At 73.3% G+C, this 21,099-nt stretch carries 16 protein-coding genes; 11 read left to right on the top strand and 5 right to left on the bottom strand.

Features of this window, described 5'->3' with window-relative positions; translation table 11 throughout:
* Positions 1-378 precede the first annotated feature (378 nt).
* Both OG715_RS10980 and OG715_RS10975 read left to right on the top strand, forming a co-directional pair.
* Entirely contained in the window at positions 379-1,095 is a 717-nt protein-coding gene (locus OG715_RS10980) for a GntR family transcriptional regulator (protein ID WP_043471943.1), read from the top strand.
* Positions 1,096-1,194: 99 nt separating this feature from the next.
* On the top strand, positions 1,195-1,791 hold the full coding sequence (locus OG715_RS10975) for a Uma2 family endonuclease (protein WP_266277322.1): 597 nt from the start codon (positions 1,195-1,197) through the stop codon (positions 1,789-1,791).
* 1 nt (position 1,792) lies between these two features.
* Here the strand turns inward: OG715_RS10975 and OG715_RS10970 are convergent, their stop codons facing one another.
* Both OG715_RS10970 and OG715_RS10965 read right to left on the bottom strand, forming a co-directional pair.
* Positions 1,793-2,473 carry an ABC transporter ATP-binding protein gene (locus OG715_RS10970; protein WP_266275112.1) on the bottom strand — a complete coding sequence of 227 codons (681 nt, stop codon included), beginning with the start codon at positions 2,471-2,473 and terminating at the stop codon, positions 1,793-1,795.
* Positions 2,470-3,546 (bottom strand): ABC transporter permease, encoded by a 1,077-nt coding sequence (locus tag OG715_RS10965; RefSeq protein WP_266275114.1) that lies wholly within the window; start codon positions 3,544-3,546, stop codon positions 2,470-2,472. The genes OG715_RS10970 and OG715_RS10965 overlap by 4 nt, the downstream gene beginning before the upstream one ends.
* Before the next feature lie 162 nt (positions 3,547-3,708).
* Here OG715_RS10965 and OG715_RS10960 point away from each other — a divergent pair, with 162 nt between their 5' ends.
* The 3 genes from OG715_RS10960 (at position 3,709) to OG715_RS10950 (ending at position 6,722) form a co-directional block, all read left to right on the top strand.
* A complete protein-coding gene (locus tag OG715_RS10960) occupies positions 3,709-4,953 on the top strand; it encodes a sensor histidine kinase (RefSeq protein ID WP_266275116.1) in 1,245 nt (414 codons plus the stop codon).
* On the top strand, positions 4,950-5,600 hold the full coding sequence (locus OG715_RS10955) for a response regulator transcription factor (RefSeq protein ID WP_323182264.1): 651 nt from the start codon (positions 4,950-4,952) through the stop codon (positions 5,598-5,600). Before OG715_RS10960 ends, OG715_RS10955 begins: the two co-directional genes overlap by 4 nt.
* Positions 5,601-5,690: 90 nt before the next feature.
* Positions 5,691-6,722, top strand: coding sequence for a nitronate monooxygenase (locus OG715_RS10950; RefSeq protein WP_266275118.1), 1,032 nt, complete (start codon positions 5,691-5,693; stop codon positions 6,720-6,722).
* A 121-nt stretch (positions 6,723-6,843) separates the two neighbouring features.
* Here the strand turns inward: OG715_RS10950 and OG715_RS10945 are convergent, their stop codons facing one another.
* Complete coding sequence (locus OG715_RS10945; protein WP_266275120.1) at positions 6,844-8,322, bottom strand: aminopeptidase P family protein; 1,479 nt, start codon at positions 8,320-8,322, stop codon at positions 6,844-6,846.
* A 231-nt stretch (positions 8,323-8,553) separates the two neighbouring features.
* Between OG715_RS10945 and OG715_RS10940 the strand changes: the two genes are divergently transcribed.
* The 6 genes from OG715_RS10940 to OG715_RS10915 all read left to right on the top strand — a co-directional run bounded on the left by OG715_RS10940 (position 8,554) and on the right by OG715_RS10915 (position 16,080).
* A complete protein-coding gene (locus OG715_RS10940) occupies positions 8,554-10,314 on the top strand; it encodes an ABC transporter substrate-binding protein (protein ID WP_266275122.1) in 1,761 nt (586 codons plus the stop codon).
* A gap of 13 nt (positions 10,315-10,327) precedes the next feature.
* The gene (locus OG715_RS10935) at positions 10,328-11,290 is read left to right on the top strand and encodes an ABC transporter permease (protein WP_266275124.1); all 963 of its coding nucleotides are present in this window, start codon (positions 10,328-10,330) and stop codon (positions 11,288-11,290) included.
* Positions 11,287-12,273, top strand: a complete 987-nt coding sequence (locus tag OG715_RS10930) for an ABC transporter permease (RefSeq protein ID WP_266275126.1) — start codon at positions 11,287-11,289, stop codon at positions 12,271-12,273. Before OG715_RS10935 ends, OG715_RS10930 begins: the two co-directional genes overlap by 4 nt.
* A complete protein-coding gene (locus OG715_RS10925) occupies positions 12,273-13,274 on the top strand; it encodes an ABC transporter ATP-binding protein (RefSeq protein ID WP_266275128.1) in 1,002 nt (333 codons plus the stop codon). Before OG715_RS10930 ends, OG715_RS10925 begins: the two co-directional genes overlap by 1 nt.
* Positions 13,271-14,248, top strand: coding sequence for an ABC transporter ATP-binding protein (locus OG715_RS10920; protein WP_266275130.1), 978 nt, complete (start codon positions 13,271-13,273; stop codon positions 14,246-14,248). The genes OG715_RS10925 and OG715_RS10920 overlap by 4 nt, the downstream gene beginning before the upstream one ends.
* Before the next feature lie 368 nt (positions 14,249-14,616).
* The gene (locus OG715_RS10915; RefSeq protein ID WP_266275132.1) at positions 14,617-16,080 is read left to right on the top strand and encodes an MFS transporter; all 1,464 of its coding nucleotides are present in this window, start codon (positions 14,617-14,619) and stop codon (positions 16,078-16,080) included.
* Between the two features lie 169 nt (positions 16,081-16,249).
* Here the strand turns inward: OG715_RS10915 and OG715_RS10910 are convergent, their stop codons facing one another.
* Together OG715_RS10910 and OG715_RS10905 are read right to left on the bottom strand one after the other, a co-directional pair.
* Positions 16,250-18,625: an immune inhibitor A domain-containing protein gene (locus tag OG715_RS10910; protein ID WP_266275134.1), complete on the bottom strand. Its 2,376-nt coding sequence runs from the start codon at positions 18,623-18,625 to the stop codon at positions 16,250-16,252.
* Positions 18,626-18,904: 279 nt separating this feature from the next.
* A complete protein-coding gene (locus OG715_RS10905) occupies positions 18,905-20,986 on the bottom strand; it encodes a S9 family peptidase (RefSeq protein WP_266275136.1) in 2,082 nt (693 codons plus the stop codon).
* Between the last annotated feature and the right edge of the window lie 113 nt (positions 20,987-21,099).

Here is a 21,099-nt window from a genome sequence, read left to right as displayed (position 1 = left end):
CGCTCGGCGCTGTGTCGGTACCCGTCCCCAAGTCCGTTACCTAGGACGGGGATTGGTCGTCGTTGTGTCGGCCGGAGTTGCGGCCGGCGTGGTGGGAAGGGATCCCCCGCCACGCCGGCCGCTTTTTCGCGTTCCGGCCGGGGGCGGTGGGTACGGCGGGTCCGGTGCGACCGGTCCGGCCCGTTCGGTCACGGGGGAGCGGAGTGACGGAATCGAGGAGTTCGGCCGCCGACCGTTGTCAGCGGGCGGCAGCCCTGCCACCATGGGGTCCGACCATGGATGCCGTGCGCTGACTGGTCGTTCGAAATCACGGAATGTTGCACACTCAACGTAACGTGACATTGTACGCTGGTGTTCTGCACTCACCGGAGGAACACCATGGCCGACCTCAAACCCCGCACCCTGATCTCCGTCCAGGAGCGGCTGCGCGACCAGGTCGCCCACGCCCTGCGAGCCGCCCTGATCTCCGGCGAGCTGCGCCCCGGCGTCGTCTACTCCGCGCCCGCCCTGGCCGCCGACTTCGGCGTCTCCGCCACCCCCGTCCGCGAGGCCATGCTGGACCTTGCCCGCGAGGGACTGGTCGAGGCCGTCCGCAACAAGGGCTTCCGGGTCACCGAGCTCACCGAGCGGGACCTCGACGACTTCACCGAGATCCGCGCCCTGATCGAGGTCCCGACCGTCGGCCGGGTCGCCCGCACCGCCACCCCCGAGCAGCTGGAGGCTCTGCGGCCCCAGGCCGAGGCGATCGTCGTCGCGGCCGGCAAGCAGGACCTCATCGGCTACCTGGAGGCGGACCGCCAGTTCCACCTCGACCTGCTCGGCCTGGCCGGCAACTCCCGCCTGGTCGAGGTCGTCGGCGACCTGCGCAAGCGCTCCCGCCTCTACGGCCTCAACCGGCTGGCCGAGCGCGGCGAGCTGGTCTCCTCGGCGGAGGAGCACCTGGAGCTGCTGGACCTGATGATCGCCGGCGACGCCCCGGCCGCGGAGTCCTGCATGACCCGCCACCTCAGCCACGTCCGCTCCCTGTGGGCGGAGGGCCAGGAGGAGGCGGCGGAGGAGGAGTCCCGCACCGGCCTGCGCCTGCGCGCCCGGTAGGGGTGAACCACCCGTTCGGGGGAATTCGTCGTGACCGGGTGGGGTATCGATTCCGGGTTCTACGATGATGTTCCCGACATCGGCAGCAAGGAGAACTCCATGTCCGCCGCCGCAGTGGAAGACCCTTTCGGCCAGCCCACGCTGCTGGAAGCCGCAGAGCTGATCGCCAGCCGGTTGACGGGTCACCGCGTCGAGATCATCGGGGGCCAGATCACCGTGACGCCACCTGCCGACGGGCCGCACGGTGAGGTGCTGACGGATCTCATGGTCCCGCTTCTGGCGGCCGGACTCCACCGCAATACGTGCAGGGTGGTTCAGGCAATCGGGTTGTGGCTGCCAGGCGGACCCTCCGACTACGCCGTTCCAGACCTTTCGGTCGTGGACGCGGACTACCGGGACCACCTGATCGAGCACAACAGTTACGACCCGGCGGTCTTCAGGCTCGTGGCCGAGGTCACATCCTCCAACTACATGGCGGATGTGAAGATCAAGCCGATGGTCTACGCCGATGCGGGAATCCCGGTCTATCTCATCGTCGACCGCAGAAACCTCAAGGTCATGGTGCTCACCGACCCCCAGGGCGGCGAGTACCGGGTGCACGCCGTCCATCACCCCGGGCAGTCCTTCGCGTTGCCGGAGTCGATCGGTGCGGCCGTGACGCTCTCGGTGGACGAGGTGCTGGCCGCCAAGAAGTAGCTCACAACGCCGCCGGGACCGTCAGGCGGCCGTCGTGGACCTCGGCGACCTGGTCGACCGCTGTCAGATGGGTGCGGTCGTGGGTGACCAGGACGGTGGCGGTGGCGCGGCGGTGGGTGAGGGTGGTCAGCAGGTCGAGCACGGCGGCGCCGCGTTCGTGGTCCAGGGCGCTGGTGGGCTCGTCGACCAGCAGCACGGTGGGGTCGTTCATCAGCGCCCGGGCGATGTTGACGCGCTGGCGCTGACCGCCGGAGAGCTGGTGCGGGCGGCGGGCGGCCAGGTCGCGCAGGCCGACGGCGGCGAGCAGGTCCAGGGCGCGGGGCAGCGCGGCGCGCGGGGAGCGGCCGTCGAGGTGGGCCATCACCTGGAGCTGTTCGGCGGCGGTCAGCGCGGGCAGCAGGTTGGGCTGCTGGAAGACGATGCCGATCCGGTGCCGCCGCAGCGCGGTCAGTCCGGCGCGGTCCAGTCCGGCGGTGTCGGTGCCGTCCACCACCACCCGACCGGAGTCCGGGGCGATCAGAGTCGCGGCGACCGCCAGCAGGCTGGACTTGCCCGAGCCGGACGGGCCGACCACGGCGGTGACGGTGCCCTTCGGCACGGTCAGCGACACCTCGTCGAGGGCGGTCAGCCGGCCGTCGCCGTCCGGGTAGGTGAGGGTGACGCGGTCGAGGTGCAGGGTCATCGGGCACTCCCCAGGGCGGTCAGCGGGTCGACGGAGGTGATGCGGCGGATCGACAGGGCCGCGCCGAGCGCGCCGAGCGCGATCATGACGGCGGCGGGCAGCAGCACCGTCGGGGCGTCCAGGACGAACGGGACGGCGGAGCCGATCAGCGCGCCGACGCCGACCGCGACCGCCGTGCCGAGCGCGGTGCCCAGGAGCAGCAGCAGGACGGCCTGGCCGAGCGCGTCGCGCAGCAGGTAGCGGGTGGAGGCGCCGAGGGCCTTCAGGACGGCGATGTCGCCGCTGCGCTGGATCGTCCAGACGGTGAAGAAGGCGCCGATCACCAGCGCCGAGATGGCGAACAGGAAGCCCCGCATCAGCTGCAGGGAGCCGTTCTCCGAGGTGTAGGAGCCGATCGCGGCGAGCGCGTCGGTCCGGTCCCGGGTCTCGGTGCCGAGGGCGGCGTCGGCGGCGGAGAGGTCGGCGCCCTTCGCGGTGGTCAGCGCGACCACGGTGGCGTGCCCGGCGCCGCCGGGGGCGGTCCGCTGCCAGTCGGCCAGGGTCGTCCAGACCACCGGGGTGTGGCTGTAGGAGGCGTCACCGGCGACGGCCGCGACGGTCAGCGGGTGGCCGGCGACGGTGAAGGCGTCGCCGGGGCGCAGCCCGCCGAGGTCCTTCGCGGCGGTCTGCGACAGCACCGCCCGGCCGGGGGAGAGGGTGTCGCCCCGGGGGGCCAGCGCGGAGCCGTCGGGGACGCCGAGGACGGAGAGCGCGGCGGTGCGGGTTCCGGCGGCGCCCTTGGTGGTGGCGATGCCGAGGGGCTCGGCCGAGGTGACGCCGGGGGTCCGGGCCCAGCCCTGCCACTGCTCGGGGGTGACCTGGGAGTCGGTGAACGACAGCTTCTGCCCGTCGGCGGGCCGGCCGAAGGCCAGGTGGTCGGCGGGCAGGCCGGTGACGGCCGAGGTGTTCTGCCGGCCGAGTCCGGCGGTCAGTCCCGACAGCAGGCCGACCAGCACGGTGATCAGTACGATGACGGTTCCCATCAGGGCGAACCGCCCCTTGGCGAACCCCAGATCCCTCCAGGCGACGAACACCGCGAGTCCTTTCGTCCGTTCCGCTGCGACACTGACGAGAGTGGTCGAACGGCGGTCCTCCGGGCATCGCACCGGGGATTGGATCCTCGGCTTCGAAGGACGGAAGCGGAGTTCAACCTTTCGATTGATGCCGGTCGGCGGCACGGACCCTAGGCTGGACGGATGGCGACCGATCGACCTCGAACCACCCCCGTCGCCCGTGTGCTCCGGGTCTGTCTGCACCTGCTGGTGGCGGGCCTGCTCGCGCTCGCCGTGGTCCGGGCCCTGGCCGGGCGCGACGGGGACCCGGCGGCGGTCGCGGCCGCCGCCACCGCGATGGCCGCCGTCTACGCGGCCGGTCCGCTGATCGGCGCCGTCGGCCGCTCCGGCCGGGCCGCCGCGCTCTGGCTGGCGCTGCTCGGGGTCACCTGGGTGGGCGTGCTGGTGGCCACCCCGGACGGGGTCTGGGTGGCGTTCCCGCTGTACTTCCTGGAGCTGCACCTGCTCGGCCGGCGGGCCGGGGTGGCGGCGGTCGGGCTGACCGCCGTCGCGGCGATCGTCGCCTACTCCGCCCATCAGCACACCGTCGGTGTCGCGCCGGCGATCGGGCCGCTACTGGGCGCCGCCTTCGCCGTCGCGACCGTGTTCGGCTACCAGGCGCTCTACCGGGAGAGCGAGGAGCGCCGTCGGCTCATCGACGAGCTGACGGCCGCCCGCGCCGACCTCGCCACCGCCCATCACGCGGCCGGCGTCCTCGCCGAGCGGGAGCGGCTGGCCCGGGAGATCCACGACACCCTGGCGCAGAGCCTCACCAGCATCCAGTTGCTGCTGCGGGCCGCCCAGCGCGCGCTGCCGGAGCGGACGGACGCCGCCGGCGAGTACGTGGAGCAGGCCCGGCAGGCCGCGCAGGACAACCTCGACGAGGCCCGCCGCTTCGTGCGTGCGCTCACCCCGCCGGCGCTGGAGAGCGACACCCTGCCGGTGGCGCTGGAGCGGCTGTGCGCGACGACCTCGGTGCGGAGCGGCCTGCCGGTGCGGCTGCACGTCCTCGGCGAGCGGGTCCCGCTGCCGGTGCCGCACGAGGTGGCGCTGCTGCGGATCGCGCAGTCCGCGCTCGGCAACACGGTGCGGCACGCCGGGGCGGGCCTCGCCGAGGTGACGCTCAGCTTCATGGCGGGCGAGGTGGCGCTGGACGTGGTGGACGACGGTGCGGGGTTCGACCCGGAGGCTGTGCGGACGCGGTCCGCCTCCGGTGGGGCGGCCGGTGGCGGGGAGGGCGGCTACGGGCTGCCGTCGATGCGGGCCCGGGCGCGGGCGCTGGGCGGGAGCTTCGCGGTGGAGTCCGCGCCGGGGGAGGGCACGGCGCTCGCGGTGCTGCTGCCGGTGCCCGGGGACGCGGGCGACACGCAGGAGGAGGGGTCGTCGTGACCGGGGCCGTGATCCGTCTGCTGCTGGCCGACGACCACCCGGTGGTCCGGGCCGGGCTGCGGGCCGTCCTGGAGAGCGAGCCGGACTTCGCGATCGTCGCGGAGGCCGCCACCGCCGAGCGCGCGGTCGAGCTGGCCGCGGAGGTGGCGGTGGACGTGGTGCTGATGGACCTGCAGTTCGGGCCGGGGGCGGCGATGAACGGCGCGCAGGCCACGGCGGCGATCACGGCCCGGGGCCCGGGGGCGCCGAGGGTCCTGGTGGTGACCACCTACGACACGGACGCGGACACGCTGCCGGCGCTGGAGGCCGGGGCCACCGGGTACCTGCTGAAGGACGCGCCGCCGGAGGAGCTGGCCCGGGCGGTTCGGTCGGCGGCGGCGGGCCGGCCGGCGCTGGCGCCCACGGTGGCGGACCGGCTGCTGGAGCGGATGCGGACGCCCGCGGCGGCGCTGAGCGCGCGGGAGACGGAGGTGCTGGGGCTGGTCGCGGACGGTCTGACCAATCAGGCGATCGGCGGGCGGCTGCACCTGAGCCTGGCCACCGTCAAGTCGCATCTGGTGCACATCTACACCAAGTTGGGCGTGGAGTCGCGGACGGCGGCGGTGCGGGAGGCGCGGGCGCGGGGGCTGATCCGGCGCGGGGGCTGACGGCGACGGGGTGACAGCGGGCGGGCCGAGGGGGCGGCGGGCGTAGGGTGGTCGGCGACCTCGTGTGCCGCGCGATCGGAGGATCCCCGGATGGCCGTCCGACTCGACGAACTCGCCGTGCCCGTGCTCGGCGCACCGATGGCCGGCGGGGCGACCACGCCGGAGCTGGTGGCCGCGGTGAACGCGGCGGGCGGGCTGGGCTTCCTGGCGGCCGGCTACCGGAGCGCCGCCGCGATGGCCGAACAGGTCGATATCACCCGAAAGCTGACGGACCGTCCGTTCGGTGTGAACCTCTTCGTACCGGCCGCGCCCGGCGACCCGGCGGCGGTCGCCGCCTACCGGGAGCGGCTGCGGCCCGAGGCGGAGCGGCACGGGGTCGTGCTGCCGGAGGCGATCGGGCCGGACCGGGACGACTGGGACGCCAAGATCGCCGCGCTGCTCGACGGGCCGGTCGCGGTGGTCTCGTACACCTTCGGGCTGCCCGCCGCCGAGGAGGCGCGGGCGCTGCGGGCGGCGGGGGTGTTCCAGGTGGGCACGGTGACCACGCCGGAGGAGGCCCGGCGGGCCGAGGCGGTCGGGATGGACGCGCTGTGCGTGCAGGGCCCGGAGGCGGGCGGGCACCGGGCCACCCACGGGATCGCGGACCGGCCGGGGGAGGTCCCGCTGCTCGATCTGCTGGCCGGGGTGCGGTCGGTGACGGGGCTGCCGCTGGTCGCGGCGGGCGGGCTGGCCGACGGGGCGTCGGTCGCGGCCGCGCTGCGGGCCGGGGCGGTGGCGGTCCAGCTGGGGACGGCGCTGCTGCGGGCGGACGAGGCGGGGACGTCGGCGGCGCACCGGGCGGCGCTGACGGAGTTCGAGGCGACGGCGGTGACCAGGGCGTTCACCGGGCGCCCGGCGCGGGGGCTGCGCAACGCGTTCATCGACCGGTACGGGCCGTACGCGCCCGCCGCCTATCCGGAGGTGCACCACCTGACCCAGCCGCTGCGCGCGGCTGCGGCCGGGCGCGGTGACACCGGGGCGATGCACCTGTGGGCCGGGACGGGCCACCGGGCGGCGCGCGGCGGCCCGGCGGCGGGGATCGTGGCCCGGTTGTGGGAGGAGGCCCGGGCCGTCGGGCGGTGAGCCCGGCGGCCCCGCGGCCGTTCCCGGGGGTCCGTCCACCGGGTCCCTGCCTGGGCGGGAAGCCGGTGGACGGGCCCCCGAACGGTGCCGGCCCGACCGCCGTGGGGCCGGCACCGCCGGCTCAGCCGAGCAGTTCGGCCATCCAGGCCTCGATGGCCGGCACGCTGCGCGGCAGCGCGCCGGACATCAGCCGGGCGCCGTCGGCGGTGATCACCAGGTCGTCCTCGATCCGGACGCCGATGCCGCGCAGCTCGGCGGGGAGGGTCTCGTCGTCGGGCTGCAGGTAGAGGCCGGGCTCGACGGTGAGCACGTGGCCCTCCTCCAGGACGGCGTCCAGGTACGTCTCGGCGCGGGCCTTGGCGCAGTCGTGGACGTCGAGGCCGAGCATGTGGCCGGTGCCGCAGAGGGTGTAGCGGCGGTAGAGGCCGCTGTCCTCGGCGAGCGCCTCCTCGGCGGAGACGGGCAGGACGCCCCAGTCGGCGAGGCCCTCGGCGATGACCCGGGCGGCCGCGGCGTGGAAGTCGCGGAAGCGGGCGCCGGGGCGCAGCGTGTCGATGCCGGCCTGCTGGGCGGCGAGCACCAGCTCGTAGACCTGGCGCTGGACGGGCGTGAAGGTGCCGCTCAGCGGGAGGGTGCGGGTGATGTCGGCGGTGTAGAGGGTGTCGGTCTCGACGCCGGCGTCCAGCAGCAGCAGGGAGTTCGGGTCGAGCGCGCCGTCGTTGCGGATCCAGTGCAGGACGCCGGCGTGGGCGCCGCTGGCGGCGATGGTCTCGTAGCCGATGCCGTTGCCCTCGGCGCGGGCGCGGAGGTTGAACACGCCCTCGATCCAGCGCTCGCCGCGGTGGTGGCGCAGGGCGGCGGGCAGGGCGCGGACGACGTCCTCGAAGCCGAGCACGGTGTGGTCGACGGAGAGCTGGAGCTGCTCCACCTCCCAGGTGTCCTTGACCAGGCGCAGTTCGGACAGCACGGCGGCGAAGAGGCCGTCGGCGTCGACGAGCGCGGCGGGGCCGGGGCGGCCGGTGGCGGCGTCGAGCTCGGGGTCGACGCCGGTCAGCACCCGGGTGACGGGCTGCGGGCCGGTGAGCAGCTTGTCCAGCTCGTCGAGGTGCTCGACGCGCACACCGGTGAGCCGGGCGGCCTCGTCGAGGTCGGGGCGGCGGCCGACCCAGAACTCGCCGTAGCGGCGGTCGCGGAAGAACTCGGCGCCGCGCACCGGGTCGGCGCCGCCGCGGGGGGAGCGGGGGCGCAGGTAGAGGACGGGCTCGTGGCCGTCGGGGCCGGTCGGCTCCAGGACGAGCACATGGCCGACCTGGTCCTCGCCGGTGAGGCCGGTGAGCCAGGCGTAGGCGCTGTGCGGGCGGAAGCGGTAGTCGACGTCGTTGCTGCGGACCTTGAGCCGGCCGGCCGGGACGATCAGGCGCTCGCCGGGGAAGGCCAGGGACAGCCGGGCGCGGCGGCCGGGCGTGACGGCGTAGCCGGGGACGCGGTCCTCGGCCGGGAGCGGGGTGGGGGCCCAGGCGGTGCCCATGAAGGCGTTGAGCGCCGCCGACACCGGGAGGTCGTGGCTTCCGGTGTTGAGGCCGGTCTGACGGAGGGTCACCGGGTACTCCTAAAACGCGTGGTGCGGAGTTGGGGGAGGAGGGGCTGCACGGACACATCTCGGTAACGGGTGGCGTCACCTCTTGTGCAGTGCAATTTCACATTACTATGTTACGGGTCACACCGCGGAGCGGCTAGACCCCCTGAGGTCGCCCTCCCGGCCGGGCCCCGGATCCACCCCCGGGGTTGGACGACGGGCCTTCTCGGCGGGCCCCCCACTGCGGAGTCAGATATGAACAGGCGTACCCAGACCGCCCTCGCGGCGGCCATCGCGGCGGCACTCACCCTCGGGCTCGGCGCCTGCGGAAGCAAGGACAAGAGCGACAGCGGCTCCGGCGACACCGCCGCCGCCAGCTCCACCAAGGGACCCGGTGCCGACACCGGCACGGCCGTGGGCGGCACCCCGGTCAAGGGCGGCACCCTGACCGTGCTGACCAACCAGGACTTCGCCCACCTCGACCCGGCCCGCAACTGGACCCTGCCGCAGATGGACTTCGGCACCCGGCTGATCTACCGCACCCTGGTCACCTTCAAGGCCGAGCCCGGCGACGCCGGCAACCAGATCGTCCCCGACCTGGCCACCGACACCGGCCGCCCGTCCGACGGCGGCAAGACCTGGTCCTTCACCCTGCGCGACGGGCTGAAGTACGAGGACGGCTCGCCGATCAAGTCCTCCGACATCAAGTACAACGTCGAGCGCTCGTTCTCCCCGGACCTCACCGGCGGCCCCGACTACGCGGCCCAGTACCTGGCCGGCGGCGAGAACTACAAGGGCCCGCTGACCGGCGAGCACCTGGCGAGCATCGAGACGCCGGACGACAAGACCATCGTCTTCCGCCTCAAGCGCCCGGTCGCCGAGTTCGCGTACACCGCGACCCTGCCCACCTTCGCGCCGGTGCCGCCGGCCCAGGAGAAGGGCACCCAGTACGACATGCGGCCGTTCTCCTCCGGCCCGTACAAGATCGAGAGCTACGACCGCGGCAAGCAGCTGGTGCTGGTCCGCAACAGCAACTGGGACCCGTCCTCGGACCCGATCCGCAAGGCCTACCCGGACAAGATCGTCGTCACCCAGGGCCTCAAGGGCGGCCAGGTCGACGACCGCATCATCGCCAGCGACGGCGCCGACGCCTCCGCGATCGAGATGCCCTGGATGCGCCCCGAGTCGGTCGCGAAGGTGCTGCCCAAGCCCGACGTCAAGGCCCGCATGGTGGCCGAGCGCACCGGCTGCACCGACAGCCTCTACCTCAACACCTCCAAGGCGCCGTTCGACGACCCGAAGGTCCGCGAGGCCGTCATGTGGGCGGTCGACCGCGAGGCCCAGGTCACCGCCTTCGGCGGCCCCGCGATCGCCGACGTCGCCACCTCCTTCCTGCCGCCGTCGCTGACCGGCGGCGTCAAGGCCGACCCGCTGAAGATCCCGGCCGCCGGCGACCCGGCGAAGGCCAAGGACCTGCTCAAGGCGGCCGGCAAGACCGACCTCAAGGTCGCGCTCACCGTCTCGCTCGGCGACAAGACCCGCGGCGAGGCCATCCAGCAGTCGCTGTCCAAGGCCGGCATCCAGGTCACCGTCAACACCGTCGACCCGTCGGCGTTCATCGACACCCTCGGCGACGCCAAGGCCGCGCCCGAGCTGACCATCAACGGCTGGTGCCCGGACTACCCGTCCGGCGCCACCTTCCTGCCCTTCCTGTTCGACGGCCGCACCATCAAGGACAAGGGCAACCAGGGCAACTACAGCCAGTTCCGCGACCAGGCCACCATGGACGAGATGGACCGCATCGCGGCCCTCCCGGACGTGAACGAGGCCAACGCGGCCTGGAAGAAGCTGGACGAGGCGCTCCTGCAGAAGGCCCCGGCCGTCCCGCTCATGTGGCAGCGCCGCGCGCTGCTGGTCGGCACCAACGTGGCCGGCGCCTTCGGTGCCCCGGGTTACGCGGGCATGATCGACATGGCCACCGTCGGCCTCAAGGACCCCGCCAAGAGCCAGGGCTGAGGAACCGTCCGTCATGAGCACCACTACGACTGAGCCCGCCGCCGCGCCCGTCGCGGCGGCGGGCCCCGCGAAAGCCTCCGGGCGCGGGCCCTGGCGGCTGGTCTGGGACCAGCTGTGGGCCAAGGGCTCCGCCCGCTTCGGCCTGATCATGGTCGTCCTCCTCGTCCTGATGGCCGTGCTGGCCGGCCCGCTGAGCGCGCTCGGCGGCTGGAACGCCGAGGAGTTCGACAAGCGCGCCGTCGACGCCTACCTGGGCGGCCTGCCCAAGGGCGACTTCGGCGGCGTCGGCGCCCGGCACTGGTTCGGCGTCGAGCCGGCCACCGGCCGCGACCTGTTCGCCCGCGTCCTGCACGGCGGCCAGGTGTCGCTGCTGATCGCGTTCGTCGCCACCGCCGTCGTCGTGATCGCCGGCACCCTGGCCGGCATCGCGGCCGGCTACTTCGGCGGCCGCATCGACAGCCTGCTGTCCCGGCTGATGGACCTCACGATGTCGTTCCCCTCGCTGATCTTCATGATCGCGATGATGTCGGTGGCCAGGGACGTCAACCGGATCCTGCTGATGACCGTGGTCATCGGCCTGTTCGGCTGGCCCGGCGTGGCCCGCGTCGTCCGCGGCCAGACGCTCTCGCTCAAGCACCGCGAGTACGTCGAGGCGGCCAAGGTCGGCGGCGCCCGGTCCTGGCGCATCCTCACCCGGGAGATCCTGCCCAACGTCTCCGGGCCGATCATCGCCTACACCACCCTGCTGATCCCCGGCATGATCGCCACCGAGGCCGCGCTCTCCTACCTCGGCGTGGGCGTCCGGCCGCCGACCCCCTCCTGGGGCCAGATGATCGCCGAGTCGATCGTCTTCTACGAGACCGACCCGACGTACTTCCTCATCCCGACGGTCTTCCTGTTCGTCGCCGTCCTCGCCTTCACCCTGCTCGGCGACGCGCTGCGCGACATCCTCGACCCGAAGGGAGGACGGTCGTGATCCTCTACCTCGGGCGCCGGCTGCTCGGCGTCGCCGGCATCCTGCTGGCCATCTGCGCCATCACCTTCACCATCTTCTACCTGCTGCCCAACGACCCGGCCGCGGCCGCCTGCGGCAAGACCTGCAGCCCCGAGCGGCTGATCGAGGTCAAGGCCGCGATGGGCCTGGACAAGCCGATCTGGGAGCAGTTCTTCGTCTACCTGCTGGGCATCGTCGCCGGTCGCGACTACGGCAGCGGAGCCAGCGCCACCCACTGCGGTTTCCCCTGCCTCGGCTACTCCTACGAGTACTCGCTGCCGGTCTGGGACCTGCTGGTCGACCGCCTGCCGGTGTCGGTCTCGCTCGCCATCGGCTCGGCCGTGCTCTGGCTGGTGCTCGGCCTCAGCGCCGGCATCACCTCGGCGCTGCGCAAGAACACCGTCGTCGACAAGGTCCTCACCGTCCTGTCGGTCGGCGCCGCCTCGCTGCCGGTCTACTTCACCTCGATCATGCTGATCTGGGGCGTGGTGCGGACCGCCGGCCTGCTGCCCTACCCCGCGTACCACGAGTTCACCGACAACCCGGTGTCCTGGGCCTCCAACCTGCTGCTGCCGTGGACCGCCCTGGCGCTGCTCTACGCGGCCCAGTACGCCCGGCAGAGCCGGACCTCGATGATCGAGGCGATGGCCGAGCCGTACATCCGCACCGCCCGCGCCAAGGGCATGCCGGCGCTCACCGTCACCGTCAAACACGGTCTGCGCTCCGGCATGACGCCGATCCTCACCATCTTCGGCATGGACCTCGGCGGCCTGCTGGCCGGTGCCGTCATCACCGAGTCGATCTTCGGACTGCCCGGAATCGGACGCCTCTTCTACGACGGCCTGCTCCGCTCCGACCAGCCCGTCATCCTCGGCGTCACCCTGCTCGCGGCCTTCTTCATCGTCGTCGCGAACCTGCTGGTCGACGTGCTCTACGCGTACGTCGACCCGAGAGTGAGGTACTGATGACGTCGTTGTTGGAGGTCGAGGACCTCAAGGTCGCCTTCGACACCCCGCGCGGCACCGTCCGGGCCGTCGACGGCATCAACTTCACCGTCGAGGCCGGGAAGACCCTCGGCCTGGTCGGCGAGTCCGGCAGCGGCAAGTCCGTCACCTCGCTCGCCGTCATGGGCCTGCACCGCGGCGCCCACGTCGGCGGCTCGATCAGGCTCGACGGCCAGGAGCTCAACGGCCTGGGCGAGAAGAAGCTCGGCGCGATCCGCGGCCGGAGGATCGCCATGATCTTCCAGGACCCGCTGTCCAGCCTGCACCCCTTCTACCCGGTCGGCGAGCAGATCGCCGAGCACTACCGGGTGCACTTCAAGGCCTCCCGCAAGGCCGGCCGCGAGCGTGCGATCGAGATGCTCGCCGAGGTGGGCATCCCCGAGCCGGCCCGCCGGGTCGACGAGTACCCGCACCAGTTCTCCGGCGGCATGCGCCAGCGCGTGATGATCGCCATGGCGCTCGCCTGCGAGCCCGAACTGCTGATCGCCGACGAGCCGACCACCGCGCTCGACGTCACCGTCCAGGCCCAGATCCTCGACCTGATCGCCAAGATCCAGCAGGAACGCGGACTCGGCGTCGTGATGATCACCCACGACCTCGGCGTGGTCGCCCGGGTCGCCCACGAGGTGCTCGTCATGTACGGCGGCCGCGCCGCCGAACAGGCGCCCGTGGACCGGCTGTTCGCCGCCCCCGCGCACCCGTACACCCGCGGTCTGCTCGACTCGCTGCCCCGCCTGGACGACACCGACGACGCCCCGCTGCGGGCCATCCCCGGCAGCCCGCCGTCGCTGATCGCCCCCGCCCCCGGATGCTCCTTCGCCCCGCGCTGCGCCCGCACCATCGCCGCCGCCGCCGAGGAGCACGCCCGCTGCCTGTCCGAGCGGCCGGAGTTCGGCCCGCTCGCCCCCGGCCACCAGGCCGCCTGTCACCTGCCGCTGGTGCCGGAAGGAGTCCTGGGATGACCGAACCCCTGCTGACGGTCCGGGATCTGGTGAAGACCTTCCCCGGCCGCCGCTCACGCACCGGCAAGCCCGGCGCCGCGATCAGGGCGGTGGACGGCGTCAGCTTCGACGTCGGCGCCGGCGAGACCCTCGGCCTGGTCGGCGAGTCCGGCTGCGGCAAGTCGACCACCGGGCGCATGGTCGTCCGCCTGATCGACCCGACCTCGGGCACCGTCGACTTCGACGGCACCGAGATCGGCGGTCTGACCCAGGCCCAGCTGCGCCCGCACCGCAAGCACCTGCAGATGGTGTTCCAGGACCCGTACTCCTCGCTCAACCCCCGGCAGACGGTGGCCCGGATCATCTCCGAGCCGCTGCTGGTCCAGGGCAGCAGCGCGGCCGACGCCCGCAAGCGGGCCGTCGAGCTGATGGAGCTGGTCGGCCTCATCCCCGAGCACCTGGACCGCTACCCGCACGAGTTCTCCGGCGGCCAGGCCCAGCGCATCGGCATCGCCCGCTCGCTGGCCACCTCGCCCCGGCTGGTGGTCGCCGACGAGCCGGTGTCCGCACTGGACGTCTCCATCCAGGCCCAGGTGGTCAACCTGATGGAGCGGCTCCAGGACGAACTGGGGCTGGCGTACATCTTCATCGCGCACGACCTCTCGGTGGTCAAGCGCGTGTGCGACCGGGTCGCGGTGATGTACCTCGGCCGGATCGTCGAGATCGGCGACAAGCACCAGGTGTACAGCAACCCGGCGCACCCCTACACCAAGGCCCTGCTGTCCGCCGTTCCGCTGCCGGACCCGGCCGCGGAGCGGGCGCGGGAGCGGATCGTGCTGCTCGGCGACCCGCCGAGCCCGGCCGCCCCGCCGCCGGGGTGCAGCTTCCACCCGCGCTGCCCGAAGGCCCAGGAGATCTGCCGGACCGAGCGTCCGCTGCTGCAGATCGCCGGGCCGGGCGGGCGCGAGGCGGCCTGCCACTTCCCGGAGAACTGATCCGGGACGCGGTCTCGCGGTCGGGGGCGCCTGCCACTGGGCGCGCCTCCGGCCGCGGCTGAACCGCCGTACCGTCCGGCCACCCCCACGGCGGACGGTACGGCACCGAACGCGCGAGGAGCGATCCTCCTCGCGTGCCGAGCCCCCGGTCGGGAGCGGCGGGGAGCCTGTGATGAGGGCCGCGCCCGACCGGGACCCGTCCGGTGGACTTCCACCGGGCGGGCGGGGCCCGCCTGTTCCGACCGGGTCGTCGGAACGGGCGGGCCCTCTGTCGTCCCGGGGCCTGCCACCGCGCGGGCCCGCTTCGTCGTTCCGGGGCCCGCGTGAGCGCTTGACTTGAAGTTCACTTGAACTCATAGCGTGTCCACGTGACCGAAACTCCGCGTGTCCAGACCGCCTCCACCTCCTCCGACCAGGGAGACCGCGCTCCCGTTGCAGAGTCGGCGGCGACCTCCGGCGGCTGGGGGGACCTCTTCTCCAAGCAGTACGCCGCCCAGGCCTCGATCATGGCCGGCGGTGTCGCCCTCTACGCGATGAACCTCTACTTCACCGCCGCCCTGCTCCCCTCGATCGTCGAGGACATCGGCGGCGCCCGCTTCTACGCCTGGGTGGCGACCGGCTTCCTGATCGCCGCGGTGACCGCCGCGATGCTGGTCAGCCGGCTGCTCGCCCGGTTCGGGCCCTCGCGCTCCTACCTGACCGGGTTCCTGGTGTTCGCCGCCGGTGCCGGGCTGACGGCGGCCAGTCCGTCGATGGAGACGCTGATCGTCGGCCGGATCGTCCAGGGCCTGGGCGGCGGGCTGATGGCCGGCCTCGGCTACGCGGTGATCCGCACCGCGCTGCCGGAACGGCTGTGGACCAGGGCGGCCGGCCTGGTGTCGGCGATGTGGGGCGTGGGCACGCTGGTCGGCCCCTCGCTCGGCGGGCTCTTCGCCGAACTGAACGCCTGGCGCGGCTCCTATGTCCTGCTCATGGCGGCCGCGCTGGTGCTGGCCGTGCTGGCCCGCCGCTCGCTGCCCGGCCCGACCGGGTCCGCGCGCACCGTCGAACCGCTGCCGCTGCCCTCGCTGCTGCTGCTGACGCTCGCGGCCGGTGCCTTCAGCATCAGCTCCACCGTGCCGCGCGGCTGGGCGACGGCGCTGTGCATCGTGCTGGGCCTGGTGCTGCTGGCGGGCTTCCTGCTGGTGGAGCGCCGCGGGTCGGCGACCGTGCTGCCGAAGCTGACCTACCGTCGCGGCAACCACCTGAAGTGGATCTACCTGACCGTCGCGGTGTACTGCACCGGTGTGATGACCGAGACCTTCATCCCGCTGTTCGGCCAGGAGCTGGGCGGGCTGAGCCCGCTGGCGGCCGGCTTCCTCGGCGCGACGGTGTCGGTCGGCTGGACGTCCGCGCAGCTGTTCAGCGTCAACCTGAGCTCGGAGCGGGCCCGTTCGCTGGCGATCCGGGTCGGCCCGGCGGTGCTCACGGCGGGCCTGCTGGCCTACGGACTGCTGCAGACCTCGCAGGCCTCCGGCGGCCGGGTGCTGCTGTGGGCGGTGGTGCTGGTGATCGGCGGGACCGGCATCGGGGCGGCCTTCCCGCACCTGAGCGTCACGGCTATGCGCAGCACCGACGACGAGGTGGAGGGCGCCAAGGCGGCCGCGGGCCTCAACACCACCCAGCTGATCGCCTTCACGGTGAGTTCGGCGCTGGCCGGGACGCTGGTGAGCTTCGGCGGGGACTCCACGCTGGACGGCGCCCGCTACATGGTCTTCGGGCTCGGCGCCCTCACCGTGTTCGGCACCGCCACCGCCGCGCTGAGCCTGCGGCGGGCGCGCGCCGAAGGGTGAGCGCGACGCGGGAAACGGACCGCCCCGGCCCTCCTGGTGGGAGGACCGGGGCGGTCTGCCTGTCCGTGGGACCTGTCTTCCACGGGGAGGCCCGGCGCTCAGGACGCCGGGGTCCGGACTGCCGGGCCCGGCCGGGCGGGGTGTGCGCGGCCGGATCCGGGCAGCGGGGTCAGGACGCGGGGCCCACCCGGACGGTGGTGATCCGCCCGCCCTGGGACTCGCGCACGACCTCGATCTTGGTGTTGGTGTCCGGCACCTTCACCCCGAGCTGCGGGGTGGCCGGGTCGCTGTAGACACCGGTCCGGTCGTTGAAGGCCGGGACGGCCTTCTCCGAGCCGATCTTCACCGGGACGCCGGCCTTGTGCAGCGTGAACCCGGTGGTCGGCTTGAGCGAGAAGGTCGCGTCGAAGGTCTGCGCCCGGGCGTTGACCAGGGTGCCGTCGGCGAAGCGGATCGGCGCCGGGTGGGCGTCGATCGGCAGGATCAGGCCGCCGCCGGGGTGGTCCTTGGTGTTGTTGTCGCCGTAGCCGGTGTCCCAGAGCCAGACGAGCACGCCCTCCTGGTACGGGTAGTTGTCGACGATGTCCTTCTTGCCCTCGACCCCGGTGTAGCCGAAGTTGTACGGGCCGGTCTTCAGGAACTCGCCGAAGCCGGCGTAGCGCCGGTTCTCCACCAGGTAGGCGCGCGGGTGCTGCTTGACCGCGGTGCGGCCGGTGATGACGGTGAAGCCGGTGGCGGTCCAGCCGTTGGTGCCGTTCTCGGCGCCGTCGGTGAACAGCGTGGTGGCGCCGGCGGTGATCCTCACCGCGTCGACCAGGACGCCCTTGCCGTGGGTGTTGCCGTCGGAGGTGACGTGCAGCCGCAGCCGGACCTTCTGGCCCGCGTAGGCGTCCAGCGGGATGTGCAGCTGCCGGTACGCGCCGGAGGTGCCGCTCAGGCCCGGGACGTTGGCGCTGGTGCTGCCGATCGGGTTGCCGTCGACGGTGCCGGGCAGGGCGGTCCAGGTCTTGCCGCCGTCGGTGGAGGCCTCGGCGGTCAGGAAGTCGTAGTCCTGCTCGATGTCGTACCAGACCGCCGCGTCGAGGGCGGCCGGGCCGGTGGTCCCGCCGAGGTCGACGTCGCGGGCCAGCGCGTTGTCCAGGTTGTCGCCGGTGTCGCTCCACCACTGCTTGGCGCCCTCGCGCGGGTCGGCGAGGTCGGTGCTGGTGGTGCCGTCCGGCAGGTGGACCAGGACGGCCTGCGCCTGGTCGGTGTTGTAGCCGCTGACGCCGAGCGCGTGGCTGGACCGGGTGGCGGCCTGCGCCTCGTCGTAGTTGAGCCAGCCGAACTGCAGCTTGCTCCAGGCGTCGAGGTCGCCGGGGTAGGCGCCGGTGGTGTTCTTGCCCTTGCCCAGGTACGAGGCGGAGGACATCAGCGACCAGAAGTTGACGCTGTTGTCGCCGCCGCTGGTGCTGTACAGGTCGGGCAGGCCGAGGTTGTGGCCGAACTCGTGGGAGAACAGGCCGACGCCGCTGTTCTCGCCCGCCTGGACGTAGTCGTAGACGTACAGGCCGGTGTCGCCGACCGGCGCGCCGCCGATCTTGTTGCCGACCGGGCCGACCTGGCCGGTCGGGTCCGGGAAGGTCCAGCTGCGGTGCGCCCACAGCGCGTCGGCGCCCTGCGCGCCGCCGCCCCAGGTCTCGTCGGCGCCGGCGTGCACGACGACGACGTTGTCCAGGTAGCCGTCGGGCTGGGCGAACTCGCCGTCCTTGTCGTGGTCGTAGCGGTCGTAGACGTCGTACTGGGCCAGCTCGGCCTTGACGTCCGCGGCCGTGCGGCCCTTGGCGATCTCGCCGTCGTACCAGGCCTTGACGGCGTCCCGGATGAACTCCTGGCCCTGGGTCCAGGCGCCGGAGCCCTGCGGGCCCTTGTTGGAGCCGTAGCGGGCCTCGTTCCACGGCACGGTGACCCAGTTGCTGACGGTGCCCTCGATGTCGTACCGGCCGGAGGACTGGGTGCGGTAGAAGTTGCGCATCGAGACCGCGCCGGGCGAGTCGTCGAAGAACATCTTCTGGTAGTACTTCCGGTCGAAGTCCTGGTTCCAGAGCGTGTGGTTGTCGCTCTTGCCGGGCTTCGGGATGGCGTTGTGCGCCGGGCCGGGGGTGCCCCCGTAGCGCGGCTGGCCGTTGTACAGCGTGGTGTTGTCCACCTGGTCGCCGAACTGGGCGAGGATCACGAAGACCTTGTCCTTGCGCTGCTGCGCGAGCTGGACGTAGTCATTGCCGACCCGCACCTTGGCGGGTGCCCGGCGGTCCGTGGTCTTGGCCACGGCGCCCTTGTTGAGCTGTTCCAGTGCCTTGGTGCGCAGCGACTGGCGCTCGCGCTCCTGGGGCGCGAGCGGCGCCGGCGGGGCTTCGAGGCCGCCGGCCTCGGCGCTGTCGCCGGACTCGGCGGTGATGGTGGATGCGGGCGTGGGGGGAGCGGCCTGGGCGGGGGTACCGAGCAGGGTGACCGCTATCGCGCTCGTGGTGAGCGCGGCCGCGAACGCCGCGGACAGTCTGCGCAACTGACCTGTCCTTTCCGGACGGTGGGTGGTCGGGCGAGCGCAGGTAATATTTCACATGTCATGGGTCACACGGAAGGGATCTGACCACGGGAGGTGTGGGCGGCCCCCGGCGGGGGAACGCGGCCGGGCCGCCCGCGTGCTGCGGCGGGCGGCCCGGGATGGGTGCGGCGCGGGTGCGGCGGCGCGACCTGGGGGCGCGGCCTGCGCGAAGCAGGGCGCCCGCCACCCGGGTGGCAGTGGAGCGGCAGCCTCCGCCCGGGTGGCGAGCATCACAGCGGATCAGAGTTTCAACGCGGTCCGCAGGAAGGCGAGTTCGGCCTGGGTCAGCTGCTCGTTGACGCCGCCCGGGGTCATGTGGGTGATTCCCGGCAGGGCCAGCAGGCTGTGCGGCCGGCCCGCCGCGGTGAGCGCCTGCGAGAGCAGCAGGGTGTGCGAGGGGTGCACATTGTCGTCCGCCAGACCGTGGATGAGCAGCAGCGGCCGATCGAGCGAGGCCGCGTCGTCCACCAGGCAGTCGGCCGCGTAGCCGTCCGGGTTCTCCTGGGGCAGTCCCAGGTACCGCTCGGTGTACGCGGTGTCGTACAGCCGGAAGTCGGTGGGCGGGGCGCCGGCGCAGGCGGCGTGGAAGACGTCCGGGCGGCGCAGCACGGCCAGCGCCCCGAGGTAGCCGCCGTACGACCAGCCGCGCACGCCGACCCGGTCGAGGTCGAGGTCGGGGTGCGTCTCGCCGAGCGCCCGCAGGGCGTCGGCCTGGTCGTCCAGTGCCACCTGGGAGAAGCGGCGGAAGATGGTGCGCACGAAGGCGGGGGAGACGAACGGGGTGCCGCCGTTGTCGACGGTGACCACCGCGAACCCCTGGTCGGCCCACCACTGCTTGAGCTGCCAGCGGCGCGGCTCGTTGGCCACGGCCTGGTAGCCGGGGCCGCCGTAGACGTCGAGCAGCACGGGCAGCTTCCGGCCCGGGACGTGCCCGCGCGGGTAGACCACGGCGCTCGGCAGGCCGCGCTCGGTGAGCCGGGCGAGCAGCGGCTCGACCCGGTACGGCAGCGGGGCGGAGAGGTCGGTCAGCGGGACGGTGCCGTGCGGGGTGCGGGCCTCGCGGCGCACGCCGTCCGGGTCGGCCGAGACGAGCAGCAGGGTGTCGCCGGCGGCCAGCGCGCTGTGCGTGCCGGGGCCCTCGGAGAGCCGCTCGGGCGCGCCGCCGTCCGGGTCGACCAGGTGGACGTGCTGGTCGAACGGGTCGCCCTCGCCGGTCTCGCAGAGCAGCCGGTCGCCGACCCGGCCGACGACGCGGCGGATCTGCAGGCCGGTGGTGTCCAGCGGCTTGCCGTCCACGGCCAGGCCGCGGGCGTCGGGCGTGTCCAGGACGGTGAGCAGTCGGCCGTCGTCCAGCCGGTCCGGCGTGCCGGGCAGGTCGTCGACCCAGAACTCGTCCGCGGTGCGGGAGAGCTCGGTGGTGCTGCCGGTGGCCGGGTCGGCGCTCAGCAGCAGCACGTTCTGCTGCAGCCGGTCGGCGACGGTGAGCAGCAGCTCCTCCGGTCCGGCCCACCGGGCGGCGCACAGGTAGGGGAAGGTCTCGGTGTCCCAGTGGAGTTCGACCCGGGTGTCGTCCAGGCCGAGCACCCAGAGCCGGACGTCCGCGTTGGGGCCGCCGGCCTGCGGGTAGGCGAACTGCTCGGGGGCCTGCTCCGGGTGCGCCGGGTCGGCGAAGTGCCGCGGCGGGACGGCGGACTCGTCCACCCGGGCGGCGAGCACGGCGCCGCCGTCGGGGCTCCACCAGTGGCCCCGGTGGCGGCCGAGCTCCTCGGCGGCGGCGAACTCGGCGACCCCCCAGCGGGCGCCGTCGTCCGGGCTGAGGCGCCGGTCGGGGCCGCCGGCCGGGGTGGTGACGTACAGGGCGTCGTCGGCGACGTAGGCGACGCGCTCGCCGGTCGCGTCCGGGCGGGGGTCGAAGACGGGGCCGGCGGCGGCGAGTTCGGTGGTGCGGCCGGTCGCGGTCTCGGTGCGGAAGAGCCGGCCGTCGAGGGCGAAGACGGCGACGGAGAGGTCGGGGGTGGCGGCGAAGGTGCCGATGCCGGCGGCGGTGAGCCGGGACCGCTCGCGCAGCCGGCGCTCGACGTCGGGCAGGTCGGCGGTGGAGCCGGTGCGGCCGGGGGCCAGCACGGTCGGATCGGCGACCTCCCGCTCGGCACCGGTGGCGAGGTCCAGGAGGTGGAGCCGGTCGAACCGGTCCTCGGGACCGCTGGAGCGGAGCAGCAGCAGGCGGGTACCGTCCTCGTTGAGCGAGATCGCTCGCGGGGCACCGAAGCTGAAGCGGCCGGTCCGGGCGCTGAGGGAGAGGTAGGAGTCGGTGATGGTCACCGCCCGATGGTCGCCGTGGAACGGGCCCGCCACCAGTAGGGCGACATGTGAAATGTCACACATCACGTGATCTGGGTAACAGAACGCTCGGGCGCCGACCCCCGGACCCCCGG

This window comes from Kitasatospora purpeofusca, assembly GCF_036010405.1.
GTDB lineage: Bacteria > Actinomycetota > Actinomycetes > Streptomycetales > Streptomycetaceae > Kitasatospora > Kitasatospora purpeofusca.
Note: the sequence above shows the minus strand (reverse complement) of the source record. Positions and strands in the feature narration are given on the sequence as shown.